A 14420-nucleotide genomic window follows, 5' to 3' on the forward strand; every position below is an offset into this window, starting at 1 on the left:
TAGGCTCGACCCGACCCGCATCAGACAGGCAGCCGAAACCCCATGCGAACCATCGTCTACGCCGACGGCGGCTGCGACCCCAATCCCGGCCCGGGCGGCTGGGGGGTCGTGATCTCCGGCCCCGACGAGACCATCGAGCTCTGCGGCGGCGAGCGCGCCACCACCAACAACCGCATGGAGCTGACCGCCGCGATCCGCGCGCTGTCGCACTTCCCCGAGGGCGCGCAGATCGAGATGCGCTGCGACAGCCAGTACGTGGTGAAGTCGGTCACCGAGTGGATGCGCGGCTGGAAGGCGCGGGGCTGGCGCACCGCCACCGGTCCGGTGAAGAACATCGACCTGATGCAGGAGCTCGACGCGCTCGCGGCCGCGCGGGACGTGCGCTGGACCTGGGTGCGGGGCCACGCCGGCGACCCCCGCAACGAGCGGGCCGACCGCCTCGCCACGCAGGGGCGCCGGCAGGCGCTCGGGCTCGCCCAGGAGGGCACGCCGCCGGCCGCGCCGCGGGCGCCCTCGGCACCGGCCGCGTCCGCCGCGCCGCCCCCCCGCACAGCCCCGGTCGCCCTCGACCTCGCCCTCGGCCTGGAGGTGTCCCGCGCAGCGCGGCGCGCGGGCACGACGCCCGACGCCTTCGTGGCCGAGGCGGTGCGCCTCGCCCTGGCGCTGGGACCGGAGGGCCTGGACCGCGTCCGCGCGGGCCTGGCCGACAAGCCCGCCACGGCGGCCTGAGGGCGACCTAGGGGCGGCTTGGCGGGCGGCCCGGCAACTTCGGGCCCGCCCTAGCCCTTCCAGTTCCGGAGCGCCGCGAAGGGGCTCGCGGCCGGGTCCGGCGGGGGCGGGTTGAGGACCGGCTCGACCTGGGCGACGGCGTCGGCGAGCGAGTAGGCCGAGCCGCTCGTGAGCTTGCCGCCGGCCGCGTCCTTGTGGCCGCCGCCGCGGAACCTGCGCGCCCCGTCCAGCGCCGTCTCGTCGTTCGAGCGGAAGGACAGGGTACCGACCCTCTGCACGTTCACGACCCGCTTCGCCCGGCCGAGCGCCATGACGTGGTCCGAGACGCGCTGGAAGGTGCCGGAATCGAGGCCGAAGGACAGGAGCGTGCCGTCCGAGAGGGCATGGAACAGGCTGTCCGAGCGGGCGAGCGCCCGGGCCATGCGCATGCGCGTCGTCAGGGCCGGTTCGTCGCCGGGCTCCTCCGCCAGCAGGGCGTCGCAGGCCGCGAGCCGGACGGCGCTGACGCCGCGCTCGATCTCGGCCGGGCTCGCGCCGCCCCGCAGCAGCCCGGCGAGGCCGAGGAGGAGGCGGGCGACGAACGGGTCGTGCCAGGGATGGCCGACCGGCACCAGGGTGCCGACATTGTCCCAGAACACCTCGTCGAGGGCGAGGCCCCCCAGGAACTCCGGCCTGTCCTTGCGCCAGAGGTCGAGGGCGTCGATCGCCCCCACCAGGGCTTCGAGGTCGGCCGTCTCCGCCGCGGGTTCGCGGTCGGCGTAGAGGTCGCGGTGCTCGTAGGCCATCCGGGTGGCCGAGCGCCCCTCGTCGATCAGGACCGTGATCAGCGGATCGCCGAGATCGACGCTCCAGAGGCCCGTCCGCTCCGGGTGGACGGCCGGCGCGAGGCCCTGCTCGCGGAGCTGGTCGAGGGAGGAGGCGTGGTGGTCGAGCACCGTCAGGCGATGGCGGAGCCCCTCCTCCCGGCGCCGGTTGAGCGCCGCGAAGCTGCGCAGGAACTTCACCGCGACGGCCTCCAGGCCGAGGTCGGTGAGGATCAGCCCCTCCGGCTCCCGCGCCTTGTCGAGGCGCTTCAGCTCCGCCTCCACGACGGGGCCGACGTCGGAGTAGCGCGGGACGTGCACGATCCGCGCGGGCGCGGCGAACGCGGCCACGATCGTCGCGGCGCCGTAGCCGTCGAGGTCGTGGTGGGTGATCTGGGTGAGGGTCAAGGGGGCGGTCCTCGGGCGCGGCCAGGGCTTGTCGTCCGCTGGCTTCGCGGCCCGAGGGCTGCTGGTCAAGAGGCTGCTGGTCGAGGGGCTGCCTCAGGCCGAGCCCTGCGGCAGGGCGCCGGGCCGGTCGGCCACCGCCTCCTCGGCCGCAGCGGCCTCGAGGTCGCGGCCGGCCGTCTCGGGCAGGAAGAAGGCCGCGACCACCACGAGGGCGTAGCCCGCCACCGCGAGCGTCCCGATCGCCACCCCGAGGCCCATGGTGCCGCTGAAGTAGCCGACGAGGGCCGGGCAGACCGCGCCGAGCGCCCGCCCGGAATTGTAGCAGAAGCCCTGCGCCGAGCCCCGCACCCGCACGGGGAAGAGCTCGCTCAGGAAGGCGCCCATGCCGGAGAACACGCCGGAGAGGAAGAAGCCGAGGGGAAAGCCCAGCACCAGCATCATGCCGTCCGTGATCGGCAGGTGCGTGTAGGCCACGACGAGGGCCCCCGCGCAGGCGCCGAACAGCATGAAGCCGCGGCGGCGCCCGATCCGGTCCGAGAGCCAGCCGCTCGTCAGGTAGCCGATGAACGAGCCGAGGATCAGCACCAGGAGGTAGCCGCTGGTGTTGAGCACCGAGAGGTGGCGCTCGGTCTTCAGGTAGGTCGGCAGCCAGGTTGTGACGGCGTAGTAGGCGCCCTGCATGCCGGTGGCGAGCAGGCTCGCCAGCACGGTCCGGCCGAGGAGCGGCCCGGTGAAGATCTCGAGCGCGTTGGCGCGGGCGCCGGTGCGGGCCGCCTCGGCCTTCGCTTCGGTGTAGACCTTCGGGTCGCCGATGTTGCGGCGGATCCAGAAGATCAGCACCGCCGGCACCGTGCCGAGCCAGAACAGCACCCGCCAGGCGGTGGCCGGCTCCACGAAGGCGAAGACCGCCCAGAAGGCGATGGCCGCGCAGGCCCAGCCCACCGCCCAGCTCGACTGCACGAGGCCCACCGCCTTGCCGCGGTAGCGCGCCTGGATGGTCTCGGCGATCAGCACCGAGCCCACCGACCACTCGCCGCCGAAGCCGAAACCCTGCATGGCGCGGGTGAACAGCAGCTGCTCGTAGGATTGCGTGAAGCCCGACAGCACGGTGAAGAGCGAGAACCACGCCACCGTCACCTGCAGGATCACCACCCGGCCGTAGCGGTCGGCCAGGATGCCGGCGCCCCAGCCGCCGATCGCCGAGGTGACCAGCGCCGCGGTGGCGATGTTGCCGGCCTGGACGTTGGTGAGCCCCCAGACCATCGCGAGCGTCGGGATCAGGAAGGTGTAGACCATGTAGTCGAACGCATCGACGCCGTAGCCGGCGAACGCCGCGCCGAGCACCTTGCGCTCACCCGGATTCGTGTCTTTCAACCACATGGCTCGAGGCTCCCGTTCGGTGTTGGAGGTGCCCGCTCAGGCTGCGAAGGGCAGGTCGCGGTTGAGGAGATCGGTGATCAGCATGTGCCCCGGCGCGTGCGTGATGCAGAAGTCGGGCTTGGCGGCGGCCACCACCGCCTGGGGCGTCACCCCGCAGGCCCAGAAGACCGGGATCTCGTCCGGCCGCACGGCGACCGGGTCGCCGTAATCGGGGCGGGCGAGGTCCGCGATGCCGATCAGCGCCGGATCGCCGAGGTGGACGGGCGCCCCGTGCACCGCCGGGACGCGAGCGGTGACCTGCACGGCGCGGATCGCGTCCGCCGCCCGCATCGGCCGCATCGACACCACCATCGGCCCGTGGAAGGCGCCGGCCCGGCGGGTCGCGATGCTCGTCTGGTACATCGCGACGTTGCGCCCCTCGGCCACGTGGCGCAGCGGGATGCCGGCCTCCATCAGCAGGTGCTCGAACGAGAACGAGCAGCCGAGGACGAAGCTCACGAGGTCGTCCCGCCAGAGGTCGGCCACCTGCGCGGGCTCGGCGACGAGAGCGCCGTCCGCGAAGACCCGGTAGGCCGGCACGTCGGTGGCGATGTCGAGGTCAGGCCCCAGCGCCGGGATGCCCCGCGCGCCCGGCTCCGAGACGCCGATCAGCGGGCAGGGCTTGGGGTTCGCCTGGCAGAAGCGCAGGAAGTCGCCCGCCAGCGCGTCCGGCAGAACCACGAGGTTGCCCTGCACGTGGGCCGGCGCCAGGCCGCTGGTGTGGCCCCGCCAGGCGCCGGAGCGGATGGCGCGCCGCGCGGCGGCCGCGTCGGCGAGGGATTCGGCCGGCGTGCCGGCGGGGTCGACCTTGGGGATCATCCTGTCCTCCGTTTCGTTGCGCGCGCTCGTCGCGTTCGTCCCGCTCACCCGACCACCCCGTCGATCAGGTTCCGTTCGAGCAGGAACTCGGGGGTGAACGCGGTGCGGACCACCGGCTCCGTCGGGATGGCGGGGGCGAGGCAGGCGGCCTCGGCGCGGCGGGCCGCCACGGCCTCGTCGAGGCTCACCGTGCGGAAGCGCAGCCGCGTGCCCGCCTGCGCCTGCGCGAGGCGGCCGAGGTCCGGCCCGATCACGGTGGCGATCTTGGGGTAGCCGCCGGTGGGCTGGCGGTCGGCCATCAGCACGATCGGGTGCCCCGACCCGGGGACCTGGACCGCCCCCATGGCGACGCCGTCCGAGACGATGTCGTGGCCGCGCGCGTGGGCGACCGGCGCGCCGTCGAGGAAGCAGGCCATGCGGTCGCCGCGGGGGCTCACCGTCCAGGGCCCGTCCAGGAAGGCCGCGACGGCGTCCCCCGAGAAGTGGTCGGCCTGCGGGCCCGGCACGACCCGGATCGTGTCCGCCGGCCGCTCCAGCCAGGGGGCGAGGAGGCGGACCGGCTCGCCGACGCCCGCGCGCGCATCGGCCAAGGGCAGCGCGTCCCCCTCCCGCAGGGCCCGCCCGTCGAGGCCGCCCATGCGCGAGCGGGCGTGGGTGGCCAGGGAGCCGAGGAGGGCCGGCACCGCGATGCGGGCCGCGACCGCGAGCGTGCACCAGGCGCCCGCGCGGCCGGGCCGCAGGGTGAGGCGCGCGCCGGGCCGCAGCGTCAGGGCGACGGCGCCCGGCAGGGGACGCCCGTCGAGATCGATCCGGAAGGCGCCGCCCGCGAGCGCCACGTCGACCGCGCCGTCCTCCGCGGTGACCGAGAGGCCGCCGAGGGAGACCTCCACCGCGGCGCCGCCGGGGGCATTGCCGAGCGCCCGGTTGGCGGTGGCATGGGCCAGGGGGTCCATCGGGCCGGCCGGCGTGATGCCGTAGCGCAGGTAGCCGTGCCGGCCGCCGTCCTGCAGGGTGGCGCCGCCCGAGGCGAGGATGCGCAGGGCGGTCATGCGGGCCTCCCGGTGCGCGTCTCGCCGGCGCGCGAGACGGTCTCGCCGGCGCGCGCCCGCCGGTCGAGGTCGGCGAAGGCCGCCGCGTCCACGGCCTCGAAGCGCAGGGTGTCGCCGCCCTCGACGAGGAAGGGCGACGCGCGCTCGGGAGCGTAGAGCCGCTCGGGGGTCCGGCCGATCACGTACCAGCCGGTGGGCATGGGCACGGTCGCCACCGCCGCAAGGCCGCCGCCGATCATCACCGCGTTCTCGGGGTGGGGCGGGCGCGGGCTCGGGCGGCGCGGGCCGGCGAGCTCCTCGGGCAGGCCGCCCAGATAGGCGAAGCCCGGCGCGAAGCCGTACATGTAGACCCGGTACGCGGCCCCCGCGTGACGCTCGGCGAGGCGTTCCGGCGTGATCCCGAGGGCCTGCGCCGCCTCGCCGATGTCCTCGGCGAGCGCCGGATCGTAGCAGCAGGGCAGGATCCAGGTCCGGCCCGCGCCGCCGTCCCGGCGGGGGCCTTCCCGGCCCAGCGCGTCCTCGACCGCCCCGACGAGGTCGGCCCGGCCGATCGCGAGCGGGTCGTAGTGGAGCATCAGCGAGCGGTAGGTCGGCACGGTCTCGGCGAGCCCCGGGGGCGGGCTCGCCCGGAGCGCCGCGTCGAGGGCGAGCACGCGGTCGTTCAGGGCGGGGTCGACCGCGTCGCCGAACTCGACCACCAGGGCGGCCTCGCCCGCATCGAGGAAGCGGGGGTGGGTGACGGAAGCGGGATGGGGCATCTCGTCCTCCGGGCTGCGGGACGGGCCTGACGGCGATTCGTCCCTTGCCTCGCGATGCGGCAGGTTCGCAGCCTGCCCAGATCTGCGCCAATCGTCATTGGCGATGCGGAGCCATAAGCCGCCCTTATCGGCGCCAGTCGGGTTCCGCCGCCACCGCGCGCGCGATCCCGGCCGCACGCTCGGCGAGCTCCGTGTCGGGACCGGCCGCGTAGGTGGCCGTGAAGGGGATGTCCGAGAGGCCGACGGCGCTCGGCAGGACCCGCAGGGAGCCGGCGGTGAGCTCCGCCCGGACCACGTCGGGCGGGATCAGGCAGATGCCGAGGCCCTCGATGCCCATGCGCACGATGGTGGCGAGCGAGGCGCTGGTGTGCAGCCGCGGCGGCGGCAGGTTCGCCCGCAGGATCAGCTCGCGCAGCTCGGCGTAGGGGCTGGTGTTGCGCGGGTAGGTGATCACCGGGTGCCGGGTCAGGGCCGCGAGGTCGAGGGGGCCCGCCCCGGTCTCCAGCCCCGGCGCCGCGATCCAGGCGAGGCCGACGCGGCAGAGGGGATGGTTCACGAGGCTCGGCACCGTGATGGGCCCGACGAGGAACGCGAGGTCGAGCTCGCGGGACAGCAGGGCGTCGCGCATGTTCGGCGAGATGTCGACGGCGATGTCGATGGTGACGCCCGGGTAGGTCGCGCTCATGCGCTCGAGGAAGCGGGGCAGCCAGGTCTGCACGATCGTCTCGGAGACACCGAGGCGGAGCGCCCCGGCCGTGGTCTCCGGCGTCGCCAGCGCGGCGCGCATCTCGGCCCGCAGCGCCAGGAAGCGCTCCGCGTAGGCCAGCAGCGCCCGGCCCTTGGGCGTCAGCGCGACCCCGCGTCCGCGCCGCTCGAACAGGGCGGCGCCGAACTCGGCCTCCAGCGCGGCGATGCGCTGGGAGACGGCGGGCTGGGTGGTGTTCACCCGCTCGCTCGCCCGGCTGAAGCTGCCGAGCGTCGCGGTCCAGTAGAAGATCTCGAGGCTCCTGAGATCGGCCATGACCCCCCCGATCGTGCGGCGCCCGGTCGACCCTGCCGCATCCGTCCGCGCGGTGGAATCCCCGCGGGCCCGGCCGAACTGGCCACCGGCTTGCATACAAGATGCCGGCCCAGCAGCGCCCCTCGGCCGGAGGGGTGCGGGCGGAGAACGGATAGCGGATCGGCATGCGGCCTCACACTCGGACGACGCGCGGGCTCCGCGCGAACGGATGGCGCCTGCGCCGCCTGGCGCTCGCCGCGGCCCTCGGCTTGGCGGGAGCGCCGGCCCCGCTCGGCATCGCATCGGCGCAGGGCGTGCTGCGCATCGGCATGACCGCCTCGGACATCCCGCTCACCACGGGGCAGGCCGACAACGGCGGCGAGGGCATGCGGTTCATGGGCTACACGGTCTACGACGGCCTCGTGAACTGGGACCTGTCGAGCGCCACGAAGCCCTCCGACCTCGCCCCGGGCCTCGCTCAGAGCTGGGCCGTGGATGCCGCCGACAAGACCCTCTGGACCTTCAAGCTGCGCGAGGGCGTGAGCTTCCACGACGGGTCGGCCTTCACGGCGGACGCGGTGGTCTGGAACCTCGACAAGCTCCTGAAGAACGACGCGCCGCAATTCGATCCGCGCCAGTCGGCGCAGGGGCGCTCGCGCATCCCGGCGGTGGCGAGCTACCGGGTGGTCGACCCCCTCACCGTCGAGATCCGCACCAAGGCGCCGGATGCTACCCTGCCCTACCAGATCGCCTGGGTGATGATGTCCTCGCCCGCCCAGTGGGAGAAGCTCGGCCGGAGCTGGGATGCCTTCGCCAGGACCCCCTCGGGCACCGGACCCTGGAAGCTCACCCTGTTCGCCCCGCGCGAGCGGGCCGAGATGGTCCCGAACGCCGCCTACTGGGACAAGGCGCGGATCCCGAAGCTCGACAAGCTCGTGCTGGTGCCCCTGCCCGAGGCCAACGCCCGGGTCGCGGCGCTCCGCTCCGGCCAGGTCGACTGGATCGAGGCGCCCGCCCCCGACGCGGTGCCCTCCCTCAAGGGGGCGGGCTTCCAGATCGTCACGAACAGCTATCCGCACAACTGGACCTGGCACCTCTCGCGGGTCCCGGGCTCTCCCTGGAACGACATCCGGGTGCGCAAGGCGGCGAACCTCGCCATCGACCGCGACGGGCTGCGGGAGCTGCTCGGCGGCCTCGCGATCCCCGCGCAGGGCTTCATGCCCCCCGGCCACCAGTGGTTCGGCAGCCCGGGCTTCAAGCTCGCCTACGATCCCGAGGCGGCCCGGAAGCTGCTCGCCGAGGCCGGCTACGGGCCGGGCAAGCCCCTGAAGACCAAGATCCTGATCTCGGCCTCGGGCTCGGGCCAGATGCAGCCCCTGCCCATGAACGAGTTCGTGCAGCAGAGCCTCGCCGAGGTCGGCATCGAGATCGCGTTCGAGGTCGTGGAGTGGAACACGCTCATCAACATCTGGCGGGCGGGCGCGAAGTCGGACATGGCCCGCGGCGCCACGGGCCTGAACTACTCCTACTTCATCCAGGACCCCTTCACGGCCTTCAGCCGCCACCTGCAATGCGACCTCACGCCCCCGAGCGGGACCAACTGGGGCTATTTCTGCGACCCCGAGATGGACAAGCTCTTCGCCGGGATCCGCAACGCCTTCGACCCGGCCGAGCAGAACGCCGTGCTGAGGAAGGTGCACGAGAAGTTCGTGGACGACGCGCTGTTCCTGATGATCACCCACGACGTGAACCCGCGGGCGATGAGCCCGAAGGTGAAGGGCTTCGTGCAGGCGCAGAACTGGTTCCAGGACTTCTCGCCGATCACCATGGCGACGGCCGGGCGGTGATGGGCGGCGCCGGATCACCCGCCCGCCGCCGCGGGGGCCGGGCCCCCGCGGGGCAGGCGCGGCGCGGGGCCGGCGCGCCCCGCGCCCGATCCGGCCCGACGGCCGGCCCACCCGCCCCCGCGGAGGGGGGCGGGCAAGCGGCGGCCCCGTTGCATGCCCGGCACGCCCGAGGTCCCCGATGCTCCTCTACGTCCTGAAACGCCTCGTCTACGTCACGCCGGTCGCCCTCGGGGTCAGCCTCGTCTGCTTCCTCCTGGTGCACCTCGCGCCGGGCGATCCCCTGAGCGCGGTGCTGCCGGTCGATGCCGGGCCGGAGACCATCGCGGAGCTGCGCGCGGCCTACGGCTTCGACAAGCCCCTGCCCGTGCAGTACGGGCTCTGGCTCTGGCGCGTCCTGCACGGGGACCTCGGCAACTCCATCGCGACCGGGCGCCCCGTCCTCTCCGAGGTCGGGCGGGCGGTGGTGAACAGCCTCATCCTGGCGAGCGTCGCGACGCTGATCGGCTTCACCTTCGGCGCCCTCTTCGGCTTCGTGGCGGGCTACCGGCGCAACACGCTCCCGGACCGTCTCGCCTCGCTGGTGGCGGTGTTCGGCGTCAGCGTGCCCCATTACTGGCTCGGCATGGTGCTGGTGATCGTGTTCTCCGCCCATCTCGGCTGGCTGCCCCCGACCGGCGCGGGGCCGGACGGCTCGGGCAACTGGCGGCCGGACCTCGAGCACCTGCGCTACCTCATCCTGCCCGCCGTCACGATGTCGGTGATCCCGATGGGCATCATCGCCCGCACCGTGCGGGCGCTCGTCGGCGACATCCTGGCCCAGGATTTCGTGGAGGCTCTGCGCGCCAAGGGCCTCACCGGACCGGGCGTGTTCCGCCACGTGGTGCGCAACGCCGCCCCCACGGCGCTCGCCATCATGGGCCTGCAGCTCGGCTACCTGCTCGGCGGGTCGATCCTCATCGAGACGGTGTTCGCCTGGCCCGGCACCGGCTTCCTCCTCAACGCCGCCATCTTCCAGCGGGACCTGCCGCTGCTGCAGGGGGCGATCCTGGTGCTGGCGATGTTCTTCGTGGCGCTCAACCTGATCGTGGACGTGATGCAGACGGCCCTCGATCCGCGCATCGCGCGGGGCTGAACCGATGACCCCACCCGTCACCGCCGCACCCGTCACGGCCGCCGACGTCGCGGCCCTCGCCGAGGGGGCGCCCCTCGGCGCCGGCGGGGCGGCCGCCCTGTCCGCAGGCGGCTCTTCCCACGGCTCCTCCCAGGGCTCCTCCCGCGGCTACTGGGGGCATGTCGGCGCCAAGCTCCTGCGCGACCCCGTCGCCCTCGGCGCGGCCGGCATCATCCTCCTCATCGTCGCGGTCGCGCTCCTCGCGCCCTGGATCACGCCGATGGACCCCTACAAGGGCTCCATGCTGCGCCGCCTCCGCCCGGTCGGCGACGCGACCTACTGGCTCGGCTCGGACGAGCTCGGCCGCGACATGCTGAGCCGCCTGATGATGGGCGGGCGCCTCTCCCTGTTCATGGGCGTCACGCCCGTCCTGATCGCCTTCGTGCTCGGCTCGGGGCTCGGCATCGTCGCCGGCTACGCGGGCGGGCTCCTCAACACGGTGGTGATGCGCACCATCGACGTGTTCTTCGCCTTTCCGTCGGTGCTGCTCGCCATCGCCCTGTCGGGGGCGCTCGGGGCCGGGGTGTTCAACGCCATCGTCTCGCTGACCTGCGTGTTCGTGCCCCAGATCGCGCGGGTCGCCGAGAGCGTGACCACGCAGATCCGGACCCGCGACTACGTCGACGCAGCGCGGCTCTCCGGCGCCTCGCCCTTCACCATCGTGCGCGTGCAGGTGCTCGGCAACGTGCTCGGGCCGATCTTCGTCTACGCGACGAGCCTGATCAGCGTCTCGATGATCCTCGCCTCGGGCCTGTCGTTCCTCGGCCTCGGCGTGCGCCCGCCGGAGCCCGAATGGGGCCTGATGCTCAACACCCTGCGCACCGCGATCTACGTGAACCCCCTCGTCGCGGCCCTGCCCGGCCTCGCGATCTTCATCGTCTCGATCGCCTTCAACCTGTTCTCGGACGGGTTGCGCGCCGCCATGGACATCCGCTCATGACCGCCGCCACGGCCCCGGTGACGACCGACCCGCGCGACCGCGGCGGCCCGGCCCAGCCGCTCCTCAGCGTCTCCGGCCTCGTGAAGCACTTCCCCGTCCGGACGGGCCTCGCCCGCGGGCCGGCCCGCGCGGTGCGGGCGGTCGACGGCGTCGACTTCACGGCCCTCAAGGGCGAGACCCTCGGCATCGTCGGCGAATCCGGCTGCGGCAAGTCCACCACCGCGCGCCTCCTGATGGGGCTGATCGCGCCCGATGCCGGGCAGGTGCTGTTCGACGGCGAGGCGGTGGGGAGCCGGGCCCTGCCCTGGCGCAGCTTCCGCCGGCAGGCCCAGATGGTGTTCCAGGATTCCTACGCCTCTCTCAACCCGCGCATGAGCGTCGAGGCGTCCATCGCCTTCGGGCCGCGGGTCAACGGCCTCGGCGCCCGGGCCGCGACGGAGCGCGCCCGCGGCCTCCTCGCCCGGGTGGGCCTGGAGCCGCGGCGCTTCGCGGACCGCTATCCGCACGAGCTGTCCGGCGGCCAGCGCCAGCGGGTCAACATCGCCCGCGCGCTCGCCCTGGAGCCGCGGCTCCTCCTTCTCGACGAGGCGGTCTCGGCCCTCGACAAGTCGGTGGAGGCGCAGGTGCTGAACCTCCTCCTCGACCTCAAGCAGGAGTTCGGCCTGACCTACCTGTTCATCAGCCACGACCTCAACGTGGTGCGCTTCATCTGCGACCGGGTGATGGTGATGTATCTCGGCCGCGTCGCCGAGATCGGCCCCGCCGAGCGGGTCCTGTCGCGGCCCGCCCACCCCTACGCCGAGGCGCTGCTCGCCGCGATGCCCTCCCTCGACCCGGATGCGCGCACGCAGGTCGCGCTGCTCGCCGGGGATCCCCCGAACCCGATCGATCCGCCGGCCGGCTGCCGCTTCCACCCGCGCTGCCGGCTGGCGGAGGGCGTCTGCGGCTCGACCGAGCCGCCCCTCGACGCGATCGGGCCGGAGCATCGCGCCGCCTGCCTCGCCCGCCAGCCGGGCTCGGGCCACACCCTGGCCGCAGCCGCGGAGGCCGCATGAGCGCGACCGAGCCCGCCGTCGCGATCGAGAACCTCCGGGTCTCCTTCGGGCCGGTGCGCGCCGTCGACGGCGTCGACCTCACCCTGGCCAAGGGCGAGGCGGTGGCCCTCATCGGCGAGTCCGGCTCCGGCAAGAGCGTGACGCTCCGCGCGATCCTGCGCCTCCACCCGGAGCGCCGCAGCCGCACGGAGGGGCGCATCCGCGTCGGCGGGCGCGACGTGCTCGGCCTCTCGAAGGGCGCGCTCGCCGCCTTCCAGGGCCGCACGGTCTCGATGATCTTCCAGGAGCCGCTGCTCGCCTTCGACCCGGTCTACACGGTGGGCCGCCAGATCGCCGAGGCGGTGCGCCGCCACGAGGGCGTCGGCGCGGCCGCGGCGCGGGCGCGGGCGCTCGCGATGTTCGAGCGCGTGCGCATCCCGAGCCCGGAGCGACGCCTCGACGCCTATCCGCACGAGATGTCCGGCGGCATGCGCCAGCGCGCCATGATCGCGCTGGCGCTGGCCTGCCGGCCCGAGGTGCTGCTGGCCGACGAGCCCACCACCGCCCTCGACGCCACCGTGCAGATCCAGATCCTGCTCCTCCTGCGGGAGCTGCAGGCGGAGCTCGGCCTCTCGACGATCTTCGTCACCCACGACCTCGGCGCGGCGGTCGAGGTCGCCGACCGCATCGCCGTGATGTACGCCGGCCGCATCGTCGAATCCGGCTCCGCCCGCCAGGTGGTGCGCACCCCGCACCACCCCTACACGATCGGCCTGCTCAGGAGCCGGGCCGACGGGGCGATGGCGCGCGGCGCGCGCCTCGTCACGATTCCGGGCAGCCCGCCCGACCTCGCCGCCCGCCCGCCGGGCTGCGCCTTCGCCCCCCGCTGCTTCCTGGCCGAGGACCGCTGCGGCCGCGAGGCCCCGCCTCCCATGGCCGTCGCGCCCGGACAGGCCGCCGCCTGCTGGCGGACGGCCGAGGCCGCAGCGGCGTTCGGGGGCGCTCCGGCGCCGGCCTGACGGCGGATCCGCGCCTCCGGGAGGCCAGAGGACTTTCGAGGAGCCTGTCGACAAGCCCCCGCCGCGGCTTGACCGGAGGCGGCGGTTTCCGGAACAAAGACCGAACGGAAAGCTGCATCCCGGGATCGCGATGAGCAGGGAGGACACGTCCGGGGGTTGTCCCGACGTCCGGAAGATCATCCACATCGACATGGATGCGTTCTACGCCTCCGTCGAGCAGCGGGACGATCCGGCCTTGCGGGGCCGGCCCATCGCCGTGGGCGGCTCGCGCGAGCGCGGGGTGGTGGCGGCGGCGAGCTACGAGGCGCGGGCCTTCGGGGTGCGCTCGGCGATGCCCTCGGTCACGGCGCGGCGGCTCTGCCCGGACCTCGTCTTCGTGAAGCCCCGCTTCGACGTCTATCGGGCGATCTCCGAGGAGATCCGCGCGGTCTTTTCCGAGCACACCGACCTGATCGAGCCGGTGGCGCTCGACGAGGCCTACCTCGACGTGACCGAGAACCGCCAGGGTCTGCCGACCGCCACCGCGGTCGCGCGCGCGATCCGCGCGGACATCCTGGCCCGCACCGGCCTCGTCGCCTCGGCGGGCGTCTCCTACAACAAGTTCCTGGCCAAGGTCGCCTCGGACTACCGCAAGCCGAACGCGCTGTTCGTGATCACCCCCGCCATGGGCCCGGGCTTCGTGGAGGCGCTGGCCATCGGCCGCTTCCACGGCGTCGGCCCCGTGACCGAGGCCAAGATGAAGCGCCTCGGCATCGAGACCGGCCGCGACCTGAAGGCCCGCACCCTGGAAGAGCTCGTGGCCGCCTTCGGCAGCGCCGGGCCCTACTACCACGCCGTCGCCCGCGGGGACGACCGGCGCGCCGTGCGGGCGCACCGCATCCGCAAGTCCATCGGCGCCGAGAACACCTTCCCGGACGATGCGGCGACGTTCCCGGTGCTGGCCGAGCGCCTGGCCCCGATCCTCGACAAGGTCTGGGCGGCCTGCGCGGCCCGCGAGGTCGGCGGCCGGACCGTGACCCTGAAGGTGAAGTTCTCGGATTTCGAGCAGATCACCCGGGCGCGCTCGCTGCCCGAGCCGGTCCCCGACCGCGCGACCCTGGAGCAGGTGAGCCTCGCGCTCCTGCAGGACGTCTTCCCGCTGCGCCGGAGCGTGCGCCTCCTCGGCGTCTCCCTGTCGAGCCTGCAGCACGGCCCGACGCGGGCGCCGCTGCAGCTCGGCCTGGCGATCTGATCGGCGATCCGAGGGGCCTTGAACGCGAAAAGGCCGCCCGGTGAGGGGCGGCCTTTTGCGGTAGTGGATCGTGTCGAGGGTTTGCTGGATTGCGCTGTGCGGGCCTGGCGGCGACCGACTCTCCCGTGCCTTGAGACACAGTACCATGGGCGCTGGTGCGTTTAACGGCCGAGTTCGAGATGGGATCGGGTTC

General features: G+C 73.8%; 13 protein-coding genes and 1 rRNA gene. 7 read left to right on the forward strand and 7 right to left on the reverse strand.

Features of this window, described 5'->3' with window-relative positions:
• Positions 1-42: 42 nt before the first annotated feature.
• Positions 43-729, forward strand: a complete 687-nt coding sequence (gene rnhA / locus ACLBXP_RS22165) for a ribonuclease HI (RefSeq protein ID WP_447669987.1) — start codon at positions 43-45, stop codon at positions 727-729.
• Between the two features lie 50 nt (positions 730-779).
• Here the strand turns inward: rnhA and ACLBXP_RS22170 are convergent, their stop codons facing one another.
• From ACLBXP_RS22170 to ACLBXP_RS22195, 6 genes are all read right to left on the reverse strand, one after another.
• Positions 780-1940: a dimethylmenaquinone methyltransferase gene (locus ACLBXP_RS22170; RefSeq protein ID WP_447669988.1), complete on the reverse strand. Its 1161-nt coding sequence runs from the start codon at positions 1938-1940 to the stop codon at positions 780-782.
• Between the two features lie 93 nt (positions 1941-2033).
• Positions 2034-3320, reverse strand: a complete 1287-nt coding sequence (locus ACLBXP_RS22175; protein WP_447669989.1) for an MFS transporter — start codon at positions 3318-3320, stop codon at positions 2034-2036.
• A gap of 36 nt (positions 3321-3356) precedes the next feature.
• Positions 3357-4178, reverse strand: a complete 822-nt coding sequence (locus ACLBXP_RS22180) for a putative hydro-lyase (protein WP_447669990.1) — start codon at positions 4176-4178, stop codon at positions 3357-3359.
• Positions 4179-4222: 44 nt separating this feature from the next.
• The gene (locus ACLBXP_RS22185) at positions 4223-5227 is read right to left on the reverse strand and encodes a 5-oxoprolinase subunit C family protein (protein ID WP_447669991.1); all 1005 of its coding nucleotides are present in this window, start codon (positions 5225-5227) and stop codon (positions 4223-4225) included.
• Entirely contained in the window at positions 5224-5985 is a 762-nt protein-coding gene (locus tag ACLBXP_RS22190) for a 5-oxoprolinase subunit B family protein (protein WP_447669992.1), read from the reverse strand. The genes ACLBXP_RS22185 and ACLBXP_RS22190 overlap by 4 nt, the downstream gene beginning before the upstream one ends.
• A 124-nt stretch (positions 5986-6109) precedes the next feature.
• Complete coding sequence (locus ACLBXP_RS22195) at positions 6110-7006, reverse strand: LysR family transcriptional regulator (RefSeq protein ID WP_447669993.1); 897 nt, start codon at positions 7004-7006, stop codon at positions 6110-6112.
• A 164-nt stretch (positions 7007-7170) separates the two neighbouring features.
• On the opposite strand from ACLBXP_RS22195, the gene ACLBXP_RS22200 reads away from it, so the two are divergent.
• From ACLBXP_RS22200 to dinB, 6 genes are all read left to right on the forward strand, one after another.
• Positions 7171-8832, forward strand: coding sequence for an ABC transporter substrate-binding protein (locus ACLBXP_RS22200; protein ID WP_447669994.1), 1662 nt, complete (start codon positions 7171-7173; stop codon positions 8830-8832).
• A gap of 178 nt (positions 8833-9010) precedes the next feature.
• Positions 9011-9964 (forward strand): ABC transporter permease, encoded by a 954-nt coding sequence (locus ACLBXP_RS22205; RefSeq protein WP_447669995.1) that lies wholly within the window; start codon positions 9011-9013, stop codon positions 9962-9964.
• Between the two features lie 4 nt (positions 9965-9968).
• Positions 9969-10943: an ABC transporter permease gene (locus tag ACLBXP_RS22210; RefSeq protein ID WP_447669996.1), complete on the forward strand. Its 975-nt coding sequence runs from the start codon at positions 9969-9971 to the stop codon at positions 10941-10943.
• Positions 10940-11998 carry an ABC transporter ATP-binding protein gene (locus ACLBXP_RS22215; protein WP_447669997.1) on the forward strand — a complete coding sequence of 353 codons (1059 nt, stop codon included), beginning with the start codon at positions 10940-10942 and terminating at the stop codon, positions 11996-11998. The genes ACLBXP_RS22210 and ACLBXP_RS22215 overlap by 4 nt, the downstream gene beginning before the upstream one ends.
• Positions 11995-12996, forward strand: a complete 1002-nt coding sequence (locus ACLBXP_RS22220; protein WP_447669998.1) for an ABC transporter ATP-binding protein — start codon at positions 11995-11997, stop codon at positions 12994-12996. Before ACLBXP_RS22215 ends, ACLBXP_RS22220 begins: the two co-directional genes overlap by 4 nt.
• A gap of 130 nt (positions 12997-13126) precedes the next feature.
• Positions 13127-14227, forward strand: a complete 1101-nt coding sequence (gene dinB, locus ACLBXP_RS22225; RefSeq protein WP_447669999.1) for a DNA polymerase IV — start codon at positions 13127-13129, stop codon at positions 14225-14227.
• Positions 14228-14329: 102 nt separating this feature from the next.
• Here the strand turns inward: dinB and rrf are convergent.
• A 5S ribosomal RNA gene (rrf, locus tag ACLBXP_RS22230) occupies positions 14330-14420 on the reverse strand; the annotation flags it as partial.

The organism is Methylobacterium sp. A54F, from assembly GCF_053346035.1.

What these genes read in the sequence shown, in the direction of transcription:
- rnhA (WP_447669987.1), top strand. Translation starts at nt 43, where the DNA reads ATGCGAACCATCGTCTACGCCGACGGCGGCTGCGACCCCAATCCCGGC.
- ACLBXP_RS22175 (WP_447669989.1), bottom strand. Translation starts at nt 3,320, where the DNA reads ATGTGGTTGAAAGACACGAATCCGGGTGAGCGCAAGGTGCTCGGCGCG.
- ACLBXP_RS22180 (WP_447669990.1), bottom strand. Translation starts at nt 4,178, where the DNA reads ATGATCCCCAAGGTCGACCCCGCCGGCACGCCGGCCGAATCCCTCGCC.
- ACLBXP_RS22185 (WP_447669991.1), bottom strand. Translation starts at nt 5,227, where the DNA reads ATGACCGCCCTGCGCATCCTCGCCTCGGGCGGCGCCACCCTGCAGGAC.
- ACLBXP_RS22190 (WP_447669992.1), bottom strand. Translation starts at nt 5,985, where the DNA reads ATGCCCCATCCCGCTTCCGTCACCCACCCCCGCTTCCTCGATGCGGGC.
- ACLBXP_RS22195 (WP_447669993.1), bottom strand. Translation starts at nt 7,006, where the DNA reads ATGGCCGATCTCAGGAGCCTCGAGATCTTCTACTGGACCGCGACGCTC.
- ACLBXP_RS22200 (WP_447669994.1), top strand. Translation starts at nt 7,171, where the DNA reads ATGCGGCCTCACACTCGGACGACGCGCGGGCTCCGCGCGAACGGATGG.
- ACLBXP_RS22205 (WP_447669995.1), top strand. Translation starts at nt 9,011, where the DNA reads ATGCTCCTCTACGTCCTGAAACGCCTCGTCTACGTCACGCCGGTCGCC.
- ACLBXP_RS22210 (WP_447669996.1), top strand. Translation starts at nt 9,969, where the DNA reads ATGACCCCACCCGTCACCGCCGCACCCGTCACGGCCGCCGACGTCGCG.
- ACLBXP_RS22215 (WP_447669997.1), top strand. Translation starts at nt 10,940, where the DNA reads ATGACCGCCGCCACGGCCCCGGTGACGACCGACCCGCGCGACCGCGGC.
- ACLBXP_RS22220 (WP_447669998.1), top strand. Translation starts at nt 11,995, where the DNA reads ATGAGCGCGACCGAGCCCGCCGTCGCGATCGAGAACCTCCGGGTCTCC.
- dinB (WP_447669999.1), top strand. Translation starts at nt 13,127, where the DNA reads ATGAGCAGGGAGGACACGTCCGGGGGTTGTCCCGACGTCCGGAAGATC.